The sequence below is a fragment of the Marinoscillum sp. HNIBRBA16962 genome (assembly GCF_057801515.1).
This window is the reverse complement of record NZ_CM173603.1, coordinates 2,683,860-2,704,044: the sequence shown is the minus strand read 5'-3', so window position 1 is coordinate 2,704,044 and position 20,185 is coordinate 2,683,860. Positions and strand designations below refer to the sequence as shown.

18 protein-coding genes and 1 riboswitch are annotated in these 20,185 nt (G+C 42.7%); of the genes, 5 read left to right on the top strand and 13 right to left on the bottom strand.

Features of this window, described 5'->3' with window-relative positions:
• Positions 1 to 12: 12 nt before the first annotated feature.
• Positions 13 to 3,642, bottom strand: a complete 3,630-nt coding sequence (locus tag AC3E9V_RS11470) for a hypothetical protein (protein ID WP_488753337.1) — start codon at positions 3,640 to 3,642, stop codon at positions 13 to 15.
• Between the two features lie 263 nt (positions 3,643 to 3,905).
• Positions 3,906 to 4,547, bottom strand: a complete 642-nt coding sequence (locus tag AC3E9V_RS11465) for a DUF4230 domain-containing protein (RefSeq protein WP_488753336.1) — start codon at positions 4,545 to 4,547, stop codon at positions 3,906 to 3,908.
• Between the two features lie 120 nt (positions 4,548 to 4,667).
• Between AC3E9V_RS11465 and AC3E9V_RS11460 the strand changes: the two genes are divergently transcribed.
• Positions 4,668 to 5,489 (top strand): hypothetical protein, encoded by an 822-nt coding sequence (locus AC3E9V_RS11460; protein ID WP_488753335.1) that lies wholly within the window; start codon positions 4,668 to 4,670, stop codon positions 5,487 to 5,489.
• Positions 5,490 to 5,974: 485 nt separating this feature from the next.
• Here AC3E9V_RS11460 and AC3E9V_RS11455 read toward each other — a convergent pair whose 3' ends face one another.
• From AC3E9V_RS11455 to AC3E9V_RS11430, 6 genes are all read right to left on the bottom strand, one after another.
• Positions 5,975 to 6,538 carry a hypothetical protein gene (locus tag AC3E9V_RS11455; protein WP_488753334.1) on the bottom strand — a complete coding sequence of 188 codons (564 nt, stop codon included), beginning with the start codon at positions 6,536 to 6,538 and terminating at the stop codon, positions 5,975 to 5,977.
• Between the two features lie 102 nt (positions 6,539 to 6,640).
• A complete protein-coding gene (locus tag AC3E9V_RS11450; RefSeq protein ID WP_488753333.1) occupies positions 6,641 to 7,240 on the bottom strand; it encodes a hypothetical protein in 600 nt (199 codons plus the stop codon).
• A gap of 26 nt (positions 7,241 to 7,266) precedes the next feature.
• Positions 7,267 to 9,666 carry a leucine-rich repeat domain-containing protein gene (locus tag AC3E9V_RS11445; protein ID WP_488753332.1) on the bottom strand — a complete coding sequence of 800 codons (2,400 nt, stop codon included), beginning with the start codon at positions 9,664 to 9,666 and terminating at the stop codon, positions 7,267 to 7,269.
• Positions 9,667 to 9,687: 21 nt separating this feature from the next.
• On the bottom strand, positions 9,688 to 10,527 hold the full coding sequence (locus tag AC3E9V_RS11440) for a hypothetical protein (protein WP_488753331.1): 840 nt from the start codon (positions 10,525 to 10,527) through the stop codon (positions 9,688 to 9,690).
• Positions 10,524 to 11,075 carry a hypothetical protein gene (locus AC3E9V_RS11435; protein WP_488753662.1) on the bottom strand — a complete coding sequence of 184 codons (552 nt, stop codon included), beginning with the start codon at positions 11,073 to 11,075 and terminating at the stop codon, positions 10,524 to 10,526. The genes AC3E9V_RS11440 and AC3E9V_RS11435 overlap by 4 nt, the downstream gene beginning before the upstream one ends.
• 46 nt (positions 11,076 to 11,121) lie before the next feature.
• Positions 11,122 to 11,607, bottom strand: coding sequence for a nucleoid-structuring protein H-NS (locus AC3E9V_RS11430; RefSeq protein ID WP_488753330.1), 486 nt, complete (start codon positions 11,605 to 11,607; stop codon positions 11,122 to 11,124).
• 302 nt (positions 11,608 to 11,909) lie between these two features.
• Between AC3E9V_RS11430 and AC3E9V_RS11425 the strand changes: the two genes are divergently transcribed.
• Complete coding sequence (locus tag AC3E9V_RS11425; RefSeq protein WP_488753329.1) at positions 11,910 to 12,479, top strand: hypothetical protein; 570 nt, start codon at positions 11,910 to 11,912, stop codon at positions 12,477 to 12,479.
• 117 nt (positions 12,480 to 12,596) lie between these two features.
• Positions 12,597 to 12,974 (top strand): hypothetical protein, encoded by a 378-nt coding sequence (locus AC3E9V_RS11420; protein WP_488753328.1) that lies wholly within the window; start codon positions 12,597 to 12,599, stop codon positions 12,972 to 12,974.
• A gap of 232 nt (positions 12,975 to 13,206) precedes the next feature.
• Here AC3E9V_RS11420 and AC3E9V_RS11415 read toward each other — a convergent pair whose 3' ends face one another.
• Complete coding sequence (locus AC3E9V_RS11415; RefSeq protein ID WP_488753327.1) at positions 13,207 to 14,046, bottom strand: CvfB family protein; 840 nt, start codon at positions 14,044 to 14,046, stop codon at positions 13,207 to 13,209.
• Between the two features lie 78 nt (positions 14,047 to 14,124).
• Between AC3E9V_RS11415 and AC3E9V_RS11410 the strand changes: the two genes are divergently transcribed.
• Together AC3E9V_RS11410 and AC3E9V_RS11405 are read left to right on the top strand one after the other, a co-directional pair.
• Positions 14,125 to 14,562, top strand: a complete 438-nt coding sequence (locus tag AC3E9V_RS11410; RefSeq protein WP_488753326.1) for a peptidylprolyl isomerase — start codon at positions 14,125 to 14,127, stop codon at positions 14,560 to 14,562.
• A 4-nt stretch (positions 14,563 to 14,566) separates the two neighbouring features.
• Complete coding sequence (locus tag AC3E9V_RS11405; RefSeq protein WP_488753325.1) at positions 14,567 to 14,917, top strand: DUF5615 family PIN-like protein; 351 nt, start codon at positions 14,567 to 14,569, stop codon at positions 14,915 to 14,917.
• 12 nt (positions 14,918 to 14,929) lie between these two features.
• Here AC3E9V_RS11405 and AC3E9V_RS11400 read toward each other — a convergent pair whose 3' ends face one another.
• The 4 genes from AC3E9V_RS11400 to AC3E9V_RS11385 form a co-directional block, all read right to left on the bottom strand.
• Positions 14,930 to 15,430 (bottom strand): PAS domain-containing protein, encoded by a 501-nt coding sequence (locus tag AC3E9V_RS11400; protein ID WP_488753324.1) that lies wholly within the window; start codon positions 15,428 to 15,430, stop codon positions 14,930 to 14,932.
• 55 nt (positions 15,431 to 15,485) lie between these two features.
• Positions 15,486 to 15,680 (bottom strand): cysteine-rich CWC family protein, encoded by a 195-nt coding sequence (locus AC3E9V_RS11395; RefSeq protein WP_488753323.1) that lies wholly within the window; start codon positions 15,678 to 15,680, stop codon positions 15,486 to 15,488.
• Positions 15,681 to 15,722: 42 nt separating this feature from the next.
• Positions 15,723 to 18,041 carry a 5-methyltetrahydropteroyltriglutamate--homocysteine S-methyltransferase gene (metE, locus tag AC3E9V_RS11390; protein WP_488753322.1) on the bottom strand — a complete coding sequence of 773 codons (2,319 nt, stop codon included), beginning with the start codon at positions 18,039 to 18,041 and terminating at the stop codon, positions 15,723 to 15,725.
• 175 nt (positions 18,042 to 18,216) lie between these two features.
• Positions 18,217 to 18,458: riboswitch (cobalamin riboswitch) on the bottom strand.
• 72 nt (positions 18,459 to 18,530) lie between these two features.
• Positions 18,531 to 20,024, bottom strand: coding sequence for a DEAD/DEAH box helicase (locus AC3E9V_RS11385; RefSeq protein ID WP_488753321.1), 1,494 nt, complete (start codon positions 20,022 to 20,024; stop codon positions 18,531 to 18,533).
• Positions 20,025 to 20,185 lie beyond the last annotated feature (161 nt).

The window sequence follows — 20,185 nt, the reverse complement described above, 5'->3', positions numbered from 1 at the left end:
TGGGCGAATGGTTTATTCTATGGGAGTAGAATTGAAAAAATTATATTTATACGTCTCGATAATATTTCCATCGGAATCCTTCGCTACAGAAAGTCTTCCGAAATCATCATATTGATAGTGTATGCACTCCCTTCCCGGTGACGATTTTGCGACAATCTGATAGCGATTATTATAAGTGTACCCTTCCAGAGTGGCATTTTCAGGATAAATTTTGACCTCATCAAAACGAACTGACGCGCTGCTAACATCAATGGACATAGAGCCACCTGAGTGAGTCAAATTCCATTCAAGATATTCCCAGTCATTGGCGACATTTTTCCAGTTTCCTCCATTAATACCAACTTGTCCACTTGTCCCTTTTGCCCAAACCGAAATCACATAATCCCCCGAGGGAAGCAATGGAGAACTTATTGAATTATTCATAGCATAATTCCCAGTGTAGCCATTGTTGATCGGTGACACACCATTTAATTGCCACCCTTTTTGCGTGGCCTGGTCGAAACTATGAAATGCCACCTTGTCATTTGTGGCATTAGTCGCCTTCCCGATGATATTCACCTCATCACTATCCCATAATATAACCTGACTTATACCATCAGCACTTTCGTATTCAATGGGCTTAGCACAATTGGAATACTCTGTAAACCTCACTTGCTGATCAAATGAATAAGATGGAGTAAAAGTCTCAATTAATCCCCCTGAACCAACATTCTGAATAAAATTGCTAATCGGTGATCCAGTGATCAATTTAGAACTATAATCAAGCACAGGCTTATTGTCACTCAGTCTGTAAGCACCTACCCTCGACTCCACGGCCTTACCATCAATGTATTTAACAGAAGCGATGGGTGCTGCGTGTCTGTTTTTGCTCAGTAGAGAATCAATTGCTGGAAGAGTATTTCGGTCATACTCAAAGGCATAGTAGATTTCCTCTTTTATCTCATTTAATTCACTGTTGGTATATGTAGTTGATTTTAGAAGGTTATAAGTAGAGTCATAAGTATAGGTTACATTTCTCAATAACTGGTCTTGTCCGTTCAGATCAAATTTCTTTTCCTTAGACTCCGATAGCTCTAGCCATAAAGCAGGCAGATTATAACGTACTATATAAAAACCTAATGGAAGCCCGTTTTCTACCAATCCAGAATGATAGACCACATTCATTCCCCTAGGTGTTGTAAGACTATCAGATGAATTATTAGACTTGAAAGTATGATAACCACCCAACCTGATACGATAGGTATTTTTTCTTTCGCTGATTAATGAGTCGTCAGAGTTATAATGTTGTATTAATTTTTCTTTCCCAATAACTGGAAAAATATTTGGTAAAAGTGTTCCTGGAAAGAAGTAAGATGTAAAAGCAGGTGGAAATGAATGAGATATTGAAGGTGTGCCATACTCCTTGAAAATTTCGAGGAGAGGATAAGTATCTGAAACCTCGAAAAAAAGATCATCAAATTTTGAGTATTCATTCCCTGACAGGAACATTATGCTCATAAAATCTGATGGGGAAGTAAATGTAGTCTCTGCATACCCATTCTTAACTCCAGCCCTATTGATGTCTGTTACTCTGACTTTTCGATAATTGATATGAGAATTACCCCATGAATACAGCTGAGGATTAGCATGAACCTTTACCTCATTAATAAAATAAGAATCTTCACTAAGTTCTGAACAATCAAAATAACTAAAAACCTGACTCCAGTCCAGGGACGTCTTAATATTTTCGGGCATATCAGGATCAATTCCACAGTGATGATCCACATTATAGTCAAGGGTATTTGTTGAGTAAAGGCGTTCTCCGTAGGAAGTCCCATTTGAATCCTCATATTTAAACTGCCTTACTAAACAGTTATCTGTTTCCGCACAATTCCTTATTTCCTTTATCCTAAGACCTCCGGTGTATTCATTTGTATTTAAAACACCTAAGTTATAAATGTGATTAACTGCAAGACTTGCTACATAAAAATTAGTTCCGCTAGTAATTTCGGTATCACAAACTTGGATCTCTACTCTGTAAGTACCTGGAGGTAAACTTATGGAAGATGAATTTGATACATCATTTTGTCCACCATAAACGACAAATTCTAATGTGTTTGTATTATTATCAAATACCTTAATATTGAAACTGGAAGTAGGGCATGATGGATCACCTGTAATAAAGGAATCAAAGTTTACTTCTTGCTCCTCATTCACTGTAAAATAATCCGTGATCTGATTTTGAGGACTCCCTGCAATTATCCCAAAAGTTTTATTTCTTTCCTCACAATCATATCCTCCACCACACAAGTATGTTTTATACGCATAATGCTTTTTAACAGAATAGTCTTGATTGGCAGAGTTAAACCTATTAGGTTCATATTCATATTCCGTAAACCCACCAGTGGGATAAACAACCTTTTCAAGTATACCAGCTTTAGTAAAATTCCCGGTCGTATCAATGGACTTATCCGCATTACCAAATTCTCTCACTTGATCGTCACCCACACTACTGGGATTTTTAAAGTAAACTTTCGTCTTCTCTATATAAGAGTTATTAGAGTTTTTCCCATTATAAAAACCCCATCTATCCTGACCAGTGCTTATTCTTGAAGGAAGAAGTGTTGAATTATAGTGAAATCTCCTGTATGGAATCGTTTCTGTATCTGAAGTATTTACCTGGTCGATCCCATCCAAAAAAAGCCTGTATGCATATCCGGAACTCCCCCAGTTGTAGTAACTATTGAAATATGAACTTCCTGCTGTATTTTGTGTTTCACTATAGAGAAATCTGTACCATGAAATTGGTGTTAAAGTATTTTTGTTTTTTGCTTTAAGCTCATCCAAACGTGGGGCACCCTGTGCATCATTTCTTGTATCAGTTGAATAAATAAAATCAACGCTATATTTCGTTGAAGTGATATTGGTAACATATTTCCCATCGGATGTATTTTCATTTTTACAGATCGACCTTTGTATACCGTACCCATCCGCGAACTCATTTGGCTGCCAATCAAACTGGTAATTTGAGTTACTGTATGTAAAATAAATCGAGTTGCAGTTTGGCGATTCAATCTGACTTAAGTACCAAGCACTGTTATATTGGTTTACTCTAATATCTGTACCTGAATAACCACACGAAGAAGCTGATTTTCTTGTTTTTTCAACCTCCGTAAAATGATAAGATATACCCCTGTTATCTATTATAACAAACCCATTCTCAGGATCGCCTGAAATACTGACGTCCTGATATGGATAAGTGGATATCGATCCATTATAATGGTATATGAACGTGCCCCCACCTCCGGGATAATAAAAATTAAATATATCTGGTTGAGCATCGACCTTATTTGCTGCTACGTCACTCAGGTAGTTTGAATAGTCTATATCTGTCCCTGAAAAATCATCAATCTTGTTTCCTTCGGTAAAATAACCCCCTGTAGCTTCGTCTGGTAAACCTCGGACTGTTCGAGTAACAGCACCTCCAATGTTGATAGACCACCCAAGCCCTACTACTCCCGAAATATCTGACACTTTGATCCCTCCGGAATTATAACTTAAGGCCAGATCAATGGCAAGGTCATCCTCCTGTAAGGAGAAGAGTGGGACCGAGATCGGAATTTTACCACTTGCTCCTGGGTTCGAAAATCCGGAAAAGTTCATAAACGATTGGGCTGTCGGAGATGGTGGAAGACTGATGTTTTCTAATCCGGTGGATTGGCAAAATGCACAAAAAGAAATCGCGATCCCAATAAAGAAAATCGTAAGTTGGCGGTTCAAGGTTAATAATTAGTTAGGTTTTCAATTCAGTTTTACCCAACTAAAAAAACATTTTTTATTGAAAAACAACAGATTTCTCGAGAAACTTATTGAGTTACCTTAAAAGATTACACCTAAATAATTAAATAGTACAAAAGCGTCAGGTATCACCTACCCTCCACCTTCACCCCTACAGGCTTCTTCACAAACACCACAGGTTTCTCTGCTGTGGCTTCCAGCAAAGGCTTCAGGACCAGCTCTGCGTTTTGGGTAGTCTGCTCCAGGATCCCCGACTCCAGCGCTGCATCCCTGATCTGCTGTTCTGCTTTTCTATAGCCTTCCTGTATAAATTTTTTTGCATCTACTCTCCTGCCTGTCGTCAAAGCATAGATATGGGTTTCTTCCATATTAAGCTTATAGCTGCATAGTTCAGCATCCGGTAAGTGTATATAGACCGTGTCGTTCTTTACGGTTATATTCCCTTCTTTGATCTTTCTAAGGTCGATGCATCCAATGGCCGACCCTACGCTCACCAGGGCCATATTTGCATCTTCTCCCCAGTTGATGATATCAAAATAGTCCTTTCTCCCTTTCTTTTCCAGCTCGGTAATATCCCTGAAGTGATACCTGACCAGCTCGAGCTTACCCATGGATTCCACTTCGGTAAGGATCGTGTTTTGAGTAATGATGGTTTGGGACTGCTGACTTTGGAAGGCTCCGGAAGTGTACAAAAATGCCCCCAATAGTATTGCCAGCACCGCAGAAAGTACCCAGGGAAGGAGTTTGATGATCAAGCGAATGGTTAACACAGCAGGTTCTTTTTCCCAAAAGATACTATATATCCTTTAGTTATGTGCATTTTCCGTCTACCGGCTTTCTCTTCAACGTCTAAATTCTTATTTTTGCGGCCTTAATTCACCTTTTTAGTCATGAGATTGGGTCAGCTTTCGCGGAAACTTGAAGTAACTACCACAGATATCAGTAACTATTTATCAGAAAATGGTTTTGATGTAAAGGATCATCCTAACGTAAAACTTGATCCGGACCTGGAAGAAAAGGTGGTTGCTCATTTTTCAGAAGAACCGCTTATTGAGGATGAGCAGCCTGTAGCTGAACCGGAAATGTCTGCTCAACTGGAGGAGGAGTTTTCATCCGCGGAAATGGAATCTCCGGAAGAAGCCAGGTCTGAAGCAATACCAGCTGAGCAAAACGAAACTCCACAGCATGAAAAACAGCCTGAAGAAACGCTGAATGAAGGCACTGAAAATGATGACAGGGATGACGGGGGAGATGAAGAACCTGAGGTCATCCGTGCTCCAAAGGTAGAATTACAGGGGTTGAAAGTGGTGGGTAAGATTGACCTGCCGGAACCAACACCTAAGGATAAGGAGGAAGAAGAAACCGAAAAGCAGAAAGAAGAAGAGGATCCTGACCAGGTAAAGGTAGTACGACACAGCAGAAAAAACAGCCGGAAAAAGCTTACTCCCGAGGAACGTGAGGCCAGGAGGATCCGAAACAAAAAGGCCAAAGAAAAGCGACTCAAAAAGCAACGGGAGAAACAAAAGGAACGTGAGCTACGACAGCTAAAAAAGAAAAAAGAACAGCACTATAAGCAAAAAATCAACAAAGATCTTCCTGCAGCTTCAAGCAAAGTGAAGAAAAAGAAAAAAGAAAAAAAACAGGCCATGGAGGATACCACGCCAAAGCCTAAAACCCTGATGGGGAAGTTCTGGAGATGGTTGAATACTTAGGGATCGGTAATCGGTGAAACAGTGATCGGTGGCAGTAAGCAGTAAGCAGTGGCAGTAAGCAGTAGCAGTAGCAGTAAGCAGTAAGCAGTGGTAGTAAGAAGTGGCAGTAAATAGGCAAAAAGAAAATCCCGAAGGGATGAAATAACTATAGCTCCTGGCACATGAACCAAAACAACCCCGAAGGGGTGATATAAAGGCAGTAGGCAGTAAGACAGTTGTCGGTATGTCTGATTCTTAGCAGATTTGCGCCTCTGCGAGAAAACACGGGAGTCGGTGAGTCAGTGATCGGTGGCAGTAAGCAGTAGCAGTAAGCAGTGGCAGTGGCAGTGGCAGTGGCAGTAAGCAGTGGCAGTGGCAGTAAACAGTAGATGATTGGTAATCGGTGAAATGGTGGGCAGTGAGGCACTCCCGCAAACCCACAACACGCAACATTGTAAACCTTTGACTAACACGCAACCTGCTCAACCTCGCAACCCGTACCCCCACTACTCAGGGCTGACAAATGCTGGTAGTTCCATAGTCCCCTCCACCTCAAACGTTTCCTCCGTTTCAGGATTGACATAGGTGCCGGAAAATTTTCCACGAACGATGTAATCTATATAGCCATCGTCTTCTGAAATTTTTGTGACAGAAAAAATAGTGATCTCATTCACGGTGCTCTCATCCGGAATAACTGAGATCTCATCCATACTCATCAGCAGCCAGATCGGGTCGTCATCATTTTCCAACGTGAACACCTCACCTGACAGACTTTCAATGCTTGAAATGGTATTCTCTGTTTTTATTTCCACTTCGATCAGATCAAACGGACCTTCGCTTGGTTCTGCCCGGTATGAATTAAAACAATTTGTAAAGCACGAACCTCCATTGATCAATATATCGGGATCGTCGAGTTCAGCAACAGAAGTTGGGACCTTATAAAAGTACGATGCACCATTTACGGAGATGGTCAAGCCACTTCCTTTAGGCTTCTCTTCATCATCATCTTTACAAGAGAAAGCCACTACCAGGAGTACCACAAGGCCGCATAGTTTTTTTACCTGATTCATTTCCATGGTTAATTATTCCTACTTCAAGTTGCAGGGAGAATATTTGAATCAAACCCATGCTCCACCATGACCATTCAACATAACTTGGTGAAGTAGGATTATTTACCTTCTCCCTCTTTTTATTTCATCGATAGTGTTTACTGCTGTTTGCAGCTCACGCTTCAGCTTTACCTGCTTCTCCCTGGCTTTATCTTTATGAGCCTCAAACTCCGCACGTAAAGACTCCAGCTCTTTTTTTGATCTGGTGGTTACTTTATTGCTACGGATAAACATCAGGTAAGCCAGAATTCCTAAAACAGCCAAAGCAACGATAATAGCCCATACTAAAATATGGTAACCAAGCTTTGTAAAGGGCATTCCGACAAAATAAATGGTGTCATTCAACGTCTGGCTCTTATCTAACTGCGCCCGAACGTCAGATAGTTGCGTCCTTAGCGAATCCAGTGATGCCTGCTGAGCAGAAAGCCGGGAATTTAACTGTGAGATGGTCCTGGTATCCTGACGCAGCGAATCATTTACTGCTGCCCAGAAGTTATTCAGGTCTGTTCTCGGTATTACTTTATACTGTTGGAAGGTTTCCGTACTTTCCAGAAGATTCTGATACTTCTCTTGTAAAGATTCCTGACCGATGGACTTTGCTGAGAAAAGTACAATCAAGATCAGGCAAAAACTAAGTTTGATAACTTGTTTCAGGGTATTCATTTCGCTTAAGCTGGATTTTTAAAAAGTTAATAATAATTCACCTCACATTCCGGAAAAACCTCTTTGAGATCTTCGATCTCGCGAGACCTGACCCGGGTATTGTAACATACAAGTGTTTTCAGATTGCGAATATCGTGCAGTCTGTCCAGTTGCCAAACTCTTGTATTACTTATATTTAGATGCTTTAAGTTAATCAATTCTTCCAAGCCTTTTATCCGTTTAAGGTTTGTTCCTGAAGCATTGAGGGTTTCCAGCGAAAGTAGTGGTCTTAACGGACGTAAATCATCAATGGCTGTGTTGGAAATATCCAGCTTTTTCAGGTTTCTGAGTTTTGCCAGACCGTCCAGCTCAAAAAGCGGGCCGTTTTGACAGGTTATTTCTACCAGCGTTTCATGAGCAGCCAAATCGATAAGGCTGGTGACCCCGGTATTGTTTATGGTAATCTTTTTCAACTGGATGAAAGGGTCCAACGGACGAAGTGACACAACCGAAGCCCCTTCTATAGCCAGCTCCTCGCGCTCGATCAGCTCGTGCAGTTCCAGACCTGAAGGCTCTTCTGACAGATCAAAAACATCTCGCCAGGCATCAGACAAACCTGCCCACCAGCTTTTCAAAGCAGAGGTCTGATAAAGCACTACTACCCGGGGGTTATACGCTAAAAATCGCTCTACTTCACTTTCAATGATCGGCGTATCGTCCAGGTCTACGATCCTGAGTTTATTGAGATTATTCAACGCTGTAATATCAGTCACCAGGGAGCCCTTAAAGGAAATGGCTGCCAGGTTTTTATTGTTTTCCAGGCCATCCAAAGATTCCACCGGCAACTTCTCAGCAAAAAGCACCTCCAGGTACTGAAGCTCATCCATAAACTGAAGGTCCGTAAACAGATTGTTATCAATTACCAGGTGTCTGAGCTTCTTAAACTTGGTCAGTGGGTCGCTTTCTACCAGTCGCTGCCCAGCTAGGTTTAAAGAATCCAGGTTTATGAGCTTGATCAGGTCTTCCTTTTGAGGGTTCGAATTTCCGGTAAACGGTACCAATGCTCTTTTCCATGAGCTGTTCAGTCCCTCCCACCAATCCATCACCTTTTGGGTATTGGCGATGATCAGCACCTGTTTGTTTTCAGACATAAAATCCATGGATTGATTCTCAGTAACGCCCGTATTGTCGCAATAAATTCGTTTCAAATGCTCCAGCCCTTTTAGCGGTTTAAGGTCAAAGATCTGAGTCTGGTTGACCTTTAGCGTCTCCAGGTTATTCAGGCCGCTTAATGGCTTCAAAGTAGTGATGTAAGTTTCTGAAAGGTCCAGGTATTTCAATGCTTTCAGCTCGCTCAAATAGTCAATATTGGAAATCCCCGTTCTGGACAGGTCCAGGTATTCCAGAGCAGGGTTGTTTGAGAGCAATGCAGGATAGGAAAACGCCGTGTTAGACAGGTCTGCATACCTCAGCCCATTCAAATGCTGAAAAGCATCAAATACAGTAGCGGACACTGAGGAAAGGTTTACCCACTTCAGGTTTTTCAGGCGACCGATTGAAGACAGATCCAGCACAGGAGTGTTGTGAAGATCCAGTTTTTCGAGCTTTTCAAAGTACTGGAGCAAACTGATATCATCTACTCTGCTATTACCTGCTACCAGCGTTTGCAGTTGCATGGCAAAGCGAATAGGTTCCAGGTTATCGATCCGTGTGTCGCTTATATTGAGGTATTTCAGATTGTTAAGAGCGGAGAGTGGTCCAATATCCATCAGGTAATTGTTGCCTGACAAATCCAGGCTATCGATCGCTGCTATCTTAAGCAGTTCATCTTTCGTAGCGCTATCCCCTTTGACATACGGTCCAAATATTCGTGACCACTCGTAGGAAAGACTCCTCCACCAGAGGCGAAGCTCTTTCTCTCTGCTGATTTTGGTACTGTAAACGCTAACAATCTTTAAGTCATTTTCTTCTTCCTGAAGGTTTATTTCAACGTACCTTTTTTTTGTGCTGCTGAAAGGCTCCCCTTCCAGCGTTGTAGCTTTAATAATACTGTTAAAAGAGATGAGGTAGTAATCCGCTCCATTTTCCCTGGTGGATTTCTCCACCTCCATGTCCGTAAACTCAAACTGAATATCCTGAAAGAAAAAGTCTACATCACGCAGGTAGGCCGGTACATTTTTGTTGGTAATGGCATTTCGATTCGGCAAAAGGTCATCTTCGATTTGCACTTCAGCATCTTTAAAGACCTTTTTATAGCTTTCGGTAATGATGACCTCCTTGTCGCGGTTCGGGGTATCAGCATCCCCCACCGTATTGAGCATATACTTATAAAAGTCAACCAGGCTTTTGACCTGGTCTGTGTTATCATCCGGTGTGGTATCCTGCGCTCTTGCTACGAAAACAAAGGCTACAAGAAAGCATGCTAAAAAGCGATAGTTCATGGTCATCTAAAGTGTATCTGATCCGCTCTAATTTTTATCGTAAATGTAGTTTTTCAGTTGTTTTTTCTCCCGGTCACTGGCTTTCACCAGGTTGGAGATCAGCCAGCCGGAATTGTAGCTGCTTCGATTGAAATTTGCGATCTCAAAGTACCAGCCGTCAATCCCAAAAAAGTGAAACTTCACATTTTTTACCGTTTTGAACCTCATATTGCCTCGCTTTATTTCATACAAAAACAAGGTTAAATAATCCGGCGTATAATCTCTGGCAGTAAACGACTCTGGGTTATTTTCTTTCTGAAAAGCTTTCCTTAAGTTCATAAAATCCAACTCATGGCTCATCGGGTGGATAAACTTCTTGGATTCGGAAGTATCTTTATCAAACATCTGTTTGAAAGGATCAAAAGCCACATCGTCTATAACCCATTCATAGCCTTTGCCTTGTTTTTGAATTTTCATGTAAAGCAATACCGACTGTTCTTTTCCGCGATAGCTAAATATGGTGTTGACTTCCGCAATCCACTTACCGGAATGAAAGTCCAGGTAGGACGGTTCTTTTCGATCGGCCACATCTTTTACAAAATCTTTCGCCAGATCCGATGAAACATAGCCGGTTTCCTTATCAAAAAGATTGGGAAGATACTTTTTGCGAAGCGTTACGCTCCTGTAATCTTTATCTCCCGGGTAGTACCTGTCGCCTTTTTCGTCCTCTTCACCATTGAAGCGTCTGAAAAACTGGTTGATCTGCTTGGTAGAAGCATATAGCTGCTCCTCGGTGTCCTTCATGTCATCAGTAAGCCCACGCTGGGCCACTGATGAATAGAAGGTTACTGATAAAAAGGTTATCGTTAGTATTCGAATGCTGATCATGCGGAAGTTTCAGTTACGCGAATATCGCCAAGTAATACATCCCAAAATTCGATGGTTCTCCCGGCAATTTGCGTTTCTTTCCGCTGAACATAAATAGTTATATCCTTTTTTGTGGTGTCTTTATAATTTAATCCATCATCAGATGTACCTTCAAAACGCTGATAGATGGTAATCACTCCCACGTAGGTGCCATCAGGTTGTCTTTCCAGGTCACTGATGTAGTGAATATCATACCATTTGATGCTCACCTTATCATAGTTCAGCGCCATCAGCCGCTCAAAATACTCCCGTACTTTGTAGTAGGATATCTCCTCCCGGCTAAGTGACGAGACACCCATCTCGCTGTCAGGAGCAAAAAGCTCCTCCGCACGATCCATTACACGCTGGGCTTCTGAAAACTGGGTCTTTTTATCACCTATGATGCTGATGTATTTACTCAGGTCTTTTACTTTTTCCAGAGCAAGAGAGTCTATAGCCTGCTTACGCCTGGGGTCTACATTATCCTGGGCTACACTCACAAAAGCTGTAGCCACGAAGGCCACAAACATTATATTTTTTAATGATCTCATGTATCTTCTATTTTGACTTGGGTAATTATTTCTTTTTAAGGACCAGTTCTTTGATCTTGCCATAGTCATCCATCACCATCTCCTCTACTACAGCGCTGTTGTTCCTGGTGTCTTTCAGGTATTCAAGATACCGCTTGATAGTGGTGGGTTCATCATAATCAGTGGTGCCATTTGCGCTATAGATGACGATCAGGACAGGAGCATCCGGATTGCTAAACATGGTCAGCGTCTCGCTAATACTTCCGTTAGCTGACTGAGCGCTGGGGGCTGAAGCTATGGCTGAAAAATAGTTTTCCAGTTTTTGCGAAGCGCTGGTTTTTTCGGCTACTCGTTCCGGCTCCTCCTCTTCTTCCTCATATCCGGCTATCTCCTCCTCTATCTGTTCTTTCACTTCGGTTGGATCAGAGAGTTCCCCGGCTTTTTTCTTGTTTTTACAGGATGAAAACCCTACAACAAGAGCTAAAAATACGAGCATGTAGGTTTTCAAAAAAACTAAATTTCTTTTCTTCATTTCAATATATGTTTAATAGAGTGCTTTAACGTTTTATATAAATAAATGATGTGGCTTATCCATAAATATTTTACTGCCTGGATTATATGTGCAAATAGCATTCCAAAAACGGCAATTCATGTGAAAATAGATAAAAATTAAATCTAATTATCAAAATGAGAAAGGCAGCGCCAAAACGAGAGTTATTTTCTCAAAATATTGAGCCCCGGACAGCGACCCATCAAGGGCGTATTTAGAAGCTCAAAGTTCGGATATGATCGGCAAACTATTTAACTTTTGGATATTACTAAACCCAATATGAAATGAAACTTATAGCAGTCCTTGTCCTGATACTTGCACTCCGGCTGGATATAGAAGCCCAGATCCCGGATGCTAAAACTCAAATCGAACAGGCCATCATGGCAGCTCCTGAAGCTTACCAGCAGGATGCAAAAGTGTACGGGTATGATGAAGACGGCGCATTTGTCGTACTAAGGCAGGGGTCTAACCAGATAGTCTGCCTGGCCGATGACCCAACAAAAGAAGGTTTCAGCGTGGCTGCATATCACGCAGACCTGGACCCTTATATGGCCCGGGGGCGCACATTGAAAACGGAAGGGAAATCCTTCAAAGAACGGTTTGAAATCATCGAAGAAGAGGTAAAGGCGGGGAAGCTCAAAATGCCGGATAAGGGTACGTTATATGTTTTGAGTGGCAGCTTTGACGAAAGCGGATACCCGACGGACCTGTACCTGAGGTATGTGGTCTACATTCCTTATGCCACTGTGGAAACGACCGGGCTCCCCCTATCGCCTGCCTCTGAAGGTGGTCCCTGGCTAATGGACCCCGGTACTCATAAGGCACACATTATGATCAATCCTCCTAAAAAATAGGACCAGGCAAACATTTTTAAGAACAGGTTTGTTTTAATTAATATAACTCCCTGAAAATTATTAATTTAGCATTTGGAGTTTCTTTCATCAATTAAATTATAACAAACCAAGCGATCTATGCTTCAACAAACTAGAAGTAAAACTTCTTACGACGAATTACTTTCAAATGTAATCGAAAAGATAAAAAAACAAGGTTACGACAACATCAGAGCTGATCTGAGCGATTATGAAGCGCCTTACCAATTAATTGGGCAAACAAAAAAAGTGAATTTTACGCCAGACGTTACAGCTACTAAAAATGAAGGGAAAGCGTACTTTGAGATTTCTTCTAAAGTTGATAATCCAAACGATCTGATCAATAAGTGGAAGCTATTGGAAACACTTGCTACCATGAAGAATGGCACGTTCAAAATATTTGTACCACATGGCCATATGAAATTCACACAAGAGCTGGTAAAAGACAACAATATCCATGCGGAACTTGTAAAGCTCTGATACCTTAGGCCGGGGTTTTTATCAATTGTTCACGCAATTAATAAAAACTCCGAACTATCCTTCCTTATTACTCTCCCCTTATCTCCCCTCAGTAACAATACTTTAAGTTAAGTCCTCCTCGAAAGTCATTCCGTAGGAATCCATGTTCATTAGTCTTCAGAATATGATAGATTTAACTGCTCAAACACCAACCCACAACTCGCAACAATTTAACACGCAACCCCGCAACCCGTTACTTCAACCTGATTCCTTTCTTTTCCATTACGATCAGGCGCTTCTTATACAATGCCCCGACGGCTTTTTTGAAGTTCTTTTTACTCATCTGAAGCTGTCCCTGGATCTCCATAGGATCGCTTTTATCATGCAGAGGTAAAAACCCGTCATTTTCTTTTAGCTCTTTATAGACCCGGTCTGCATTAGGCTCTATACTTTCATAGCCCTGTTTTTCAAGAGTTACGTCAATTTTTTTGTCTGCCCGTATTTTTTTTACAAATCCTTTAGTATGATCTCCGGGCTCAATGTCCCTGAAAACCTCATTTCTAAAAAGCAACCCCCGATACCTGGTATTGATGATCACCTGATACCCCAGGTCTGTCATGTCTCCAATCAGCAGGTCCACCTCCTCTCCTTCTTCCAGCTCTATGTTTTCATGCTCCAGAAACTTATTGAGATGGGATGAAGCTACCAGCCTGTCAGTCACCTCATCCAGATACATGTATACCATGTAAGACTTCCCGGGCTCCATTTTATGACGCTGCTCCTTAAATGGCACTAAAAGATCTTTTTCAAGCCCCCAGTCAAGAAAAGCGCCGATGGAGGTCACTTCTTTTACCGTGAGGTAGGCAAATTCCCCCAGTTGGATTTTAGGAATAAGTGTCGTGGCGATCATCCGGTCCTCCGAGTCGTTGTAAATAAACACATCCAGCCAGTCTCCTACCTTGAGGCCTTCGGGAATGTATTTATTGGGTAAGAGGATCTCTTCCACCTCATCTCCCACATAAAGTCCCTGCTCAGTTTCCTTCAACACTTCCAGGTGATTAAACTTCCCGATTTCTATGATTGGTATACTCATAAAGACAATTTATCAGCCACAAAGTTATCCCAATTATCAGGCTGTCCTTAATTTAGCAGTCCAATTAAAATTTAACGGATGAAAAAAGTAGAAATACACACCAAAAGGGGCGTAATGAAAATCGAATTCTTCGAAAAAGATGCTCCTAATACGGTAGATAACTTTATTTCGCTGGCTGAAAAAGGCTTCTATGACGGGCTCACGTTTCACCGGGTTATTCCCAATTTTGTGATCCAGGGTGGCTGCCCTGATGGAACTGGCGCTGGCGGACCTGGCTATTCGATCGATTGTGAGCTGGATGGCGATAATCAACACCACGACCGTGGTGTCCTCTCCATGGCCCATGCCGGTCGAAACACCGGCGGTTCACAGTTCTTTATCTGCCACAACCGTGAAAACACTCAACATCTGGACAGGAATCACACAGTATTTGGAAAGGTTGTGGAGGGTCTGGAGGTAATCGAGGATATCCGGCAAGGTGATGTCATGGAAAAAGTAGTAGTAACCGAAGCTTGATTTTATGAAATACCTGGTTGACGAAAACTTACCCCCTGCACTTGCAGAATTTATTCGTCAATCAGGTTTTGAAGCTCTTCATGTCAATGCTTTTGGAAATGAGCTGCCCATCAGTGACAATGCGCTAAGAAAATTTGCCCTCCATAAAAACTGGGTCATTATCACCAGGGACGATGATTTTGTGAAAAGCTATGTTTCCCGGAAGGTTCCTGAAAAGCTGATCTACGTTTTTGGATTTGAAAAGAAAAAAGAAATAATGGAAGGCTTTCAAACACATTGGCCTGCCCTGATCCGGTTTATTACCGAGTTCGATCTGATAGAGATCAACCCTTCCGGTGTTAAAACACACTTCTAGGAATCACCGTATTCACTTAACTTCTCTTTCCAAAGCCAAAAAGTGGGTCAACCTGTTCCTTTTATCTGTTAACGAAAATATCTCCACCCTGCATACATATTCCTCTCCATTCTTGCGGTAGTTGATAATGTGTTCGGCAAAAGAATGCTGTTCAAAAAGACGTTCACGAATGTACTTCACTGAATTTTTTGAGGTGTTTACTCCCTGGAGCATTTTCGGGTTTTTGTCTTTCACCTCCGCGGGCGTGTATCCCGTCATTTTCTGAAAACCATCGCTCACCCACTTGATCTTCACTGCGCGATTTGTGAGAACTACTGCGTCATACGGCCTCAACAGGATCTGTCTGAAATCCACTTGCCAGCCAAACTGCTCCTGAAACTGCTGTAAGACCTTCAGATCCCTCGCTTTTTTCCCATTCTCCAGGTTTTTGGCCATTTCCATCGCATAGATGTCCCAGCTCTGTAAAGGCAGAATGATATTTGTCTTAAGTGATCCTTTTATATCTATATTCATTATACTCCAAAGTTATTTCATGATCCAAAGTTATTTCCAGGCTTTTTTAGTTTTTTCACCCCTGATGAAGCTTATGCTTTTCGGCTATTAAGCACTTTGCACAAAGACAGTCATCGTATTTTTCTTTTAGACAGATTCTTTCTTCTTCATTAAGCGGAATATCCCAGCACTGACACAGGTGAATAGAGCCAATCTTGCATTCAAATTCGCTTCCGCATCTCAAACAGACCTTAATCTCATGCTTTGCCATGATCAGTATTGGCGGACCTGGCCGGTCCGCCAAATTATCAGGTTAAACAACTTCAGGTCTGGAAGCTCTCATTTCCTGAGCTGCTCCTACCATTTCCTTAAGGGCTGCCCTGGTTTCTTCCCAGCCTCTGGTTTTCAAGCCACAGTCCGGGTTTACCCAGAGCTGATCTTCCGAAATTACTTCACGTGCCTTATCCAGGAGTTTTACCATCTCCTCCCTTGACGGTACTCTGGGTGAGTGAATGTCATACACTCCGGGTCCGATCTCATTCGGATAGTTAAAATCCCCAAATGCATCCAGCAGCTCCATTTGTGATCGTGAGCACTCAATGGTGATCACGTCCGCATCCATGGAGGCGATGTGCTCAAGGATATCATTAAACTCCGAATAGCACATGTGAGTGTGGATCTGTGTCTCGTCTTTCACGCCACAGGTAGCTACTTTGAAAGCTTTTACCGCCCAGTTCAGGTATGCTGTCCAATTGTCTCTGCGGAGCGGAAGTCCTTCTCTGATAGCTGGCTCATCCACCTGGATAATCCGTATCCCGGCCTTTTCCAGGTCCAGTACCTCATCCCGGATAGCCAATGCGATCTGAAGACTCGTTTCCGATCTGGGTTGGTCATTTCTTACAAACGACCATTGCAGTATGGTTACCGGCCCGGTAAGCATTCCTTTTACCGGCTTTTCAGTTTGAGACTGAGCAAAGGAAGACCATCGGACGGTCATGGCCTCCGGACGGCTCACATCTCCATAGATAATCGGTGGCTTTACGCATCGGCTTCCATAGCTCTGTACCCACCCAAACCTGGTAAACACAAAACCCTGGAGCCGCTCACCGAAATACTCCACCATATCGTTTCGCTCAAATTCACCGTGAACCAGCACATCCAAACCAATCTCTTCCTGTATTCTTATCGCTTCAATGGTTGCTTTCTCAATTTCCGCGTCGTACTGATCCTGAGTTAACTCACCTTTTTTAAATCGTGAACGAAGCTTTCTCACTTCCGCAGTTTGTGGAAAGGAGCCAATGGTGGTAGTGGGGTATTGCGGCAGGTTAATACGCTTCTTTTGAAGCTCCCTTCGCGCGGAAAAGGGGCTGTTACGAGATGCATCACCCTCGTTCAAAGCACCCAATCGGGTCTTTACTTCCTGACTGTGTATCAGATCAGAAGTTTTCCTGGAAGCCACAGCCTGTCTGTTTTCCTCGAGCTTTGACTGTAACACCTCGGAAGTTTTTCGCTCAGCCAAGCTGGCGATAGTCACCACCTCGTCCAGCTTTTGCCTGGCAAACGCCAGCCAATTCTTAATTTCGTTAGGGAGAGCTTTTTCATTGGTTTCCAGCTCCAGATCGCAGGGCACATGCAACAGCGAACATGAAGGACCCACAAAAACGCGCTCATAACCAAGTTTATCAACAGTCTTTTCGATCAGTTTTAGAGAATGCTCAAAATCATTTTTCCAGATATTCCTCCCATCCACCAGACCAAGGGATAGTGTAAGGCCTTCCGGAGCTAAGTCCAGGATCTTATTAAGCTGATCCGGATCGCGCACCAGATCAATATGAAGTGCGCATACCGGCAATGAAGCAGCAACTTCCGCATTATCCTCCAATCCATTGAAATATGTGGCTACAAGTGTTTTGAGGGTTGGAAAACGTTCTTTGATAAAAGAATAAGTTTTACGGAAAGCTTCTTTGGCTTTTTCGTTCAGGTCCAGACCCAAAAAAGGCTCATCCAGCTGCACCCATTCACCCCCCACAGTTACAAGATCCTGTAACAGGGCCTCATAAGCGGACAACAGCCTGTCCAGAAGATCCAGTTTGTCAAAACCATCTTCTTTTTCCTTGCCCAGCAGCAAATAAGAGACGGGACCTATAATTACCGGTTTGGTAATGATCCCGCATTCGACCTTAGCTTCCAGAAACTCATTGGCGAGTTTGCGTGAGTGGACGCTAAACGTCTGGTCTTTCGTAAATTCCGGAACGATGTAGTGGTAATTGGTATCAAACCATTTGGTCATCTCCATGGCAGTGATGTCATGACCTTTCTTTTGAAAGCCACGGGCCATTGCAAAATAAAGATCCAACTCTGTGAAATCCCCCAACATCAGGGGTTCGTATCGTTCAGGGATAGCCCCCAAAGTCAGGGACATATCAAGCACCTGATCGTAGTAGGAAAAATCATTGGAAGGGATGAGGTCGATCCCCATTTCTTTCTGAAGGTTCCAGTTGGTTTTTCGGGTTTTCTTACCAACAGCCAGCAATTCTTCAAGAGAACCTTTGCCTGACCAGTAGTTTTCACAGGCTTTTTTAAGCTCCCGATGGTTCCCGATTCTGGGGTAACCTAAATTGTGTGTGCGCATTTTTAAAGCTTTTAAAAAAATTGAACATGATTTTAAAAGCCCTTAGCCTAACTTCACAATGCCTTATAGGAACGGGTAAAAGAGGAACGGGATAAAAGATCCCACAAACTGAAAAGCCTCTTTGACCTGCTTCAAATAACGCGAAAGCATTGTCAAATCCCCCGTCAAACAGCTCTGACAGAGGTCGAAAACGGCAGGTCTCCTGGCTTATCTGATCTTCACTCCCTTCTCATCCCGTCTCAGACGAAACAATGGTCTTTTTTGTGAAGACATAACTATCAAGGCATTTCTCCCTGATCAGAATTACAGTTGCGCGTCAGCTCATGATTCCCAACCACACCTGGTCGGTCACATGATTCCCTTTTAATCCCAATATTCTAATAGTAAAATACCGGAACCGCAATCGATTTTGATTAAGAAATCAAGTAAAGAACTTACTCCCAAAGATAACTGAACTGCAACTTTCAACCAACTGAAAGCTACTAAAGATCAACCCTTTCTCCGTCTGGAAAAAGACCGGTTACTTTTTTTATGGCTCTTACCTCCTGATTTTTTCGGACGCTTAAAGTCTCCTCCGGATCTTTTGCCGGAGTGATTAAACCCTCCCCTGTCCCGACGGCCTTTACCTTTCTTTGGAGCATCTTTATAAAAATCTTCCTTCTCGTGATAGGGTTCTTCCAGCTCTTTGCTCTTCTGATCAATCTGTCCCATTTCCAATGCAACCAATCGTTCAATAAGTTCCGTTTTAGAGAGAGAGGACAGTTGGGCTTCCACTTCGTCGGTGATCGCTTTGTCAGGTAGGTCCTGCACAGACTTCACCTCACTTACCCATTTCATAAGGCGCTGCTGTGAGATCTCAACAACTGAAGGCAATTTGGATTTTTGCAGCCCAAGCTTCAGTTTTTTGTCAAACTGATTGATTTTACGTAAGTCGCCGCGGGTAGCCAGCGAAACAGAAACTCCCTTCTCTCCGGCTCTGGCTGTTCGTCCACTTCGGTGAGTATAGTACTCTACATCATCCGGTAGGGAGTGATGGATCACATGCGAGATACTTTTTACATCTATTCCCCTTGCGGCTACATCTGTAGCAGCAACCAGCTTGATCTTGTGGGTTTTGAATTTGTTCATCACCCGGTCACGCTGGTTCTGATTCAGGTCTCCATGCAGAGCCTCCACCGGATATCCCCTGCCTGATAGCTCATCGGCGAGCTTTTGGGTATCGCTCTTGGTCCGGCAAAAAATGATCCCCAGCATGTCCGGTTCCGCATCCAGCATCCTGACGATCGCTTCTGTTTTATCTTCCCGGTTGATCAGGTAGTAATGGTGAGAAATGTTTTCGTTAATTACATTTTTTGGGGTAACCCTTACTTCCTGAGGGTCTACCATGTAGGTCTTTACGATCTGCCGGATCTCCGGCGGCATAGTGGCCGAAAACAACCAGACCATGGATTCTCCTGAAGTAAAAGAAAGGATGGTATCAATGTCCTCCTTAAAGCCCATGTTCAGCATTTCATCCGCTTCGTCCAAAACCAGGGTTTTGATCTTACTGATGTCTATAACTTTTCGCTTCATCAGATCCATCAGACGGCCTGGTGTAGCGATGATGACCTGAGGAGACTTGCTTTTGATGGATTTGATCTGTACCTGTATGGGCGCTCCTCCGTATACAGTTTCCACTTTCAGGCCTTTGATGTATTTGCCAAATGCTTTCAACTGATCGCCGATCTGCTGCCCAAGCTCTCTTGTAGGAGCGAGCACCAGCGTCTGGGTGTAGTCTTTAGTGGTGTCTACCTTTTCTATTAGTGGGAGACCAAAAGCCGCGGTTTTACCGGTACCGGTCTGCGCCAGGCCTATGAAATCAATGTCCTGAGAAATTAATAACGGAATTGCTTCAGACTGAATTTTGGATGGTGTTTCAAAGCCTAACTCAGATACGGCTCTGAGGATTGAGTCGGAAAGACCCAATTGAGAAAAGTTATTCAAATTATTTTTTTTAATACGCTACAAAGGTAGCTCATTTCTGCTGATTATTTAGCAACAATGAAAATATATATGAATCGTGACAGCCTGTACTATAAGTATAATAATATTAGGGTAATAGTATCAACAGGGTTAAATTAAGGCAACAAGCCGCCTATGCGGTC

What these genes read in the sequence shown, in the direction of transcription:
- AC3E9V_RS11430 (WP_488753330.1), bottom strand. Translation starts at nt 11,607, where the DNA reads ATGAAGAAAAGAAATTTAGTTTTTTTGAAAACCTACATGCTCGTATTT.
- AC3E9V_RS11460 (WP_488753335.1), top strand. Translation starts at nt 4,668, where the DNA reads ATGAGATTGGGTCAGCTTTCGCGGAAACTTGAAGTAACTACCACAGAT.
- AC3E9V_RS11455 (WP_488753334.1), bottom strand. Translation starts at nt 6,538, where the DNA reads ATGAATCAGGTAAAAAAACTATGCGGCCTTGTGGTACTCCTGGTAGTG.
- AC3E9V_RS11405 (WP_488753325.1), top strand. Translation starts at nt 14,567, where the DNA reads ATGAAATACCTGGTTGACGAAAACTTACCCCCTGCACTTGCAGAATTT.
- AC3E9V_RS11445 (WP_488753332.1), bottom strand. Translation starts at nt 9,666, where the DNA reads ATGACCATGAACTATCGCTTTTTAGCATGCTTTCTTGTAGCCTTTGTT.
- AC3E9V_RS11440 (WP_488753331.1), bottom strand. Translation starts at nt 10,527, where the DNA reads ATGATCAGCATTCGAATACTAACGATAACCTTTTTATCAGTAACCTTC.
- AC3E9V_RS11450 (WP_488753333.1), bottom strand. Translation starts at nt 7,240, where the DNA reads ATGAATACCCTGAAACAAGTTATCAAACTTAGTTTTTGCCTGATCTTG.
- AC3E9V_RS11420 (WP_488753328.1), top strand. Translation starts at nt 12,597, where the DNA reads ATGCTTCAACAAACTAGAAGTAAAACTTCTTACGACGAATTACTTTCA.
- AC3E9V_RS11410 (WP_488753326.1), top strand. Translation starts at nt 14,125, where the DNA reads ATGAAAAAAGTAGAAATACACACCAAAAGGGGCGTAATGAAAATCGAA.
- AC3E9V_RS11395 (WP_488753323.1), bottom strand. Translation starts at nt 15,680, where the DNA reads ATGGCAAAGCATGAGATTAAGGTCTGTTTGAGATGCGGAAGCGAATTT.
- AC3E9V_RS11470 (WP_488753337.1), bottom strand. Translation starts at nt 3,642, where the DNA reads ATGAACTTTTCCGGATTTTCGAACCCAGGAGCAAGTGGTAAAATTCCG.
- AC3E9V_RS11425 (WP_488753329.1), top strand. Translation starts at nt 11,910, where the DNA reads ATGAAACTTATAGCAGTCCTTGTCCTGATACTTGCACTCCGGCTGGAT.
- AC3E9V_RS11435 (WP_488753662.1), bottom strand. Translation starts at nt 11,075, where the DNA reads ATGTTTGTGGCCTTCGTGGCTACAGCTTTTGTGAGTGTAGCCCAGGAT.
- metE (WP_488753322.1), bottom strand. Translation starts at nt 18,041, where the DNA reads ATGCGCACACACAATTTAGGTTACCCCAGAATCGGGAACCATCGGGAG.
- AC3E9V_RS11400 (WP_488753324.1), bottom strand. Translation starts at nt 15,430, where the DNA reads ATGAATATAGATATAAAAGGATCACTTAAGACAAATATCATTCTGCCT.
- AC3E9V_RS11415 (WP_488753327.1), bottom strand. Translation starts at nt 14,046, where the DNA reads ATGAGTATACCAATCATAGAAATCGGGAAGTTTAATCACCTGGAAGTG.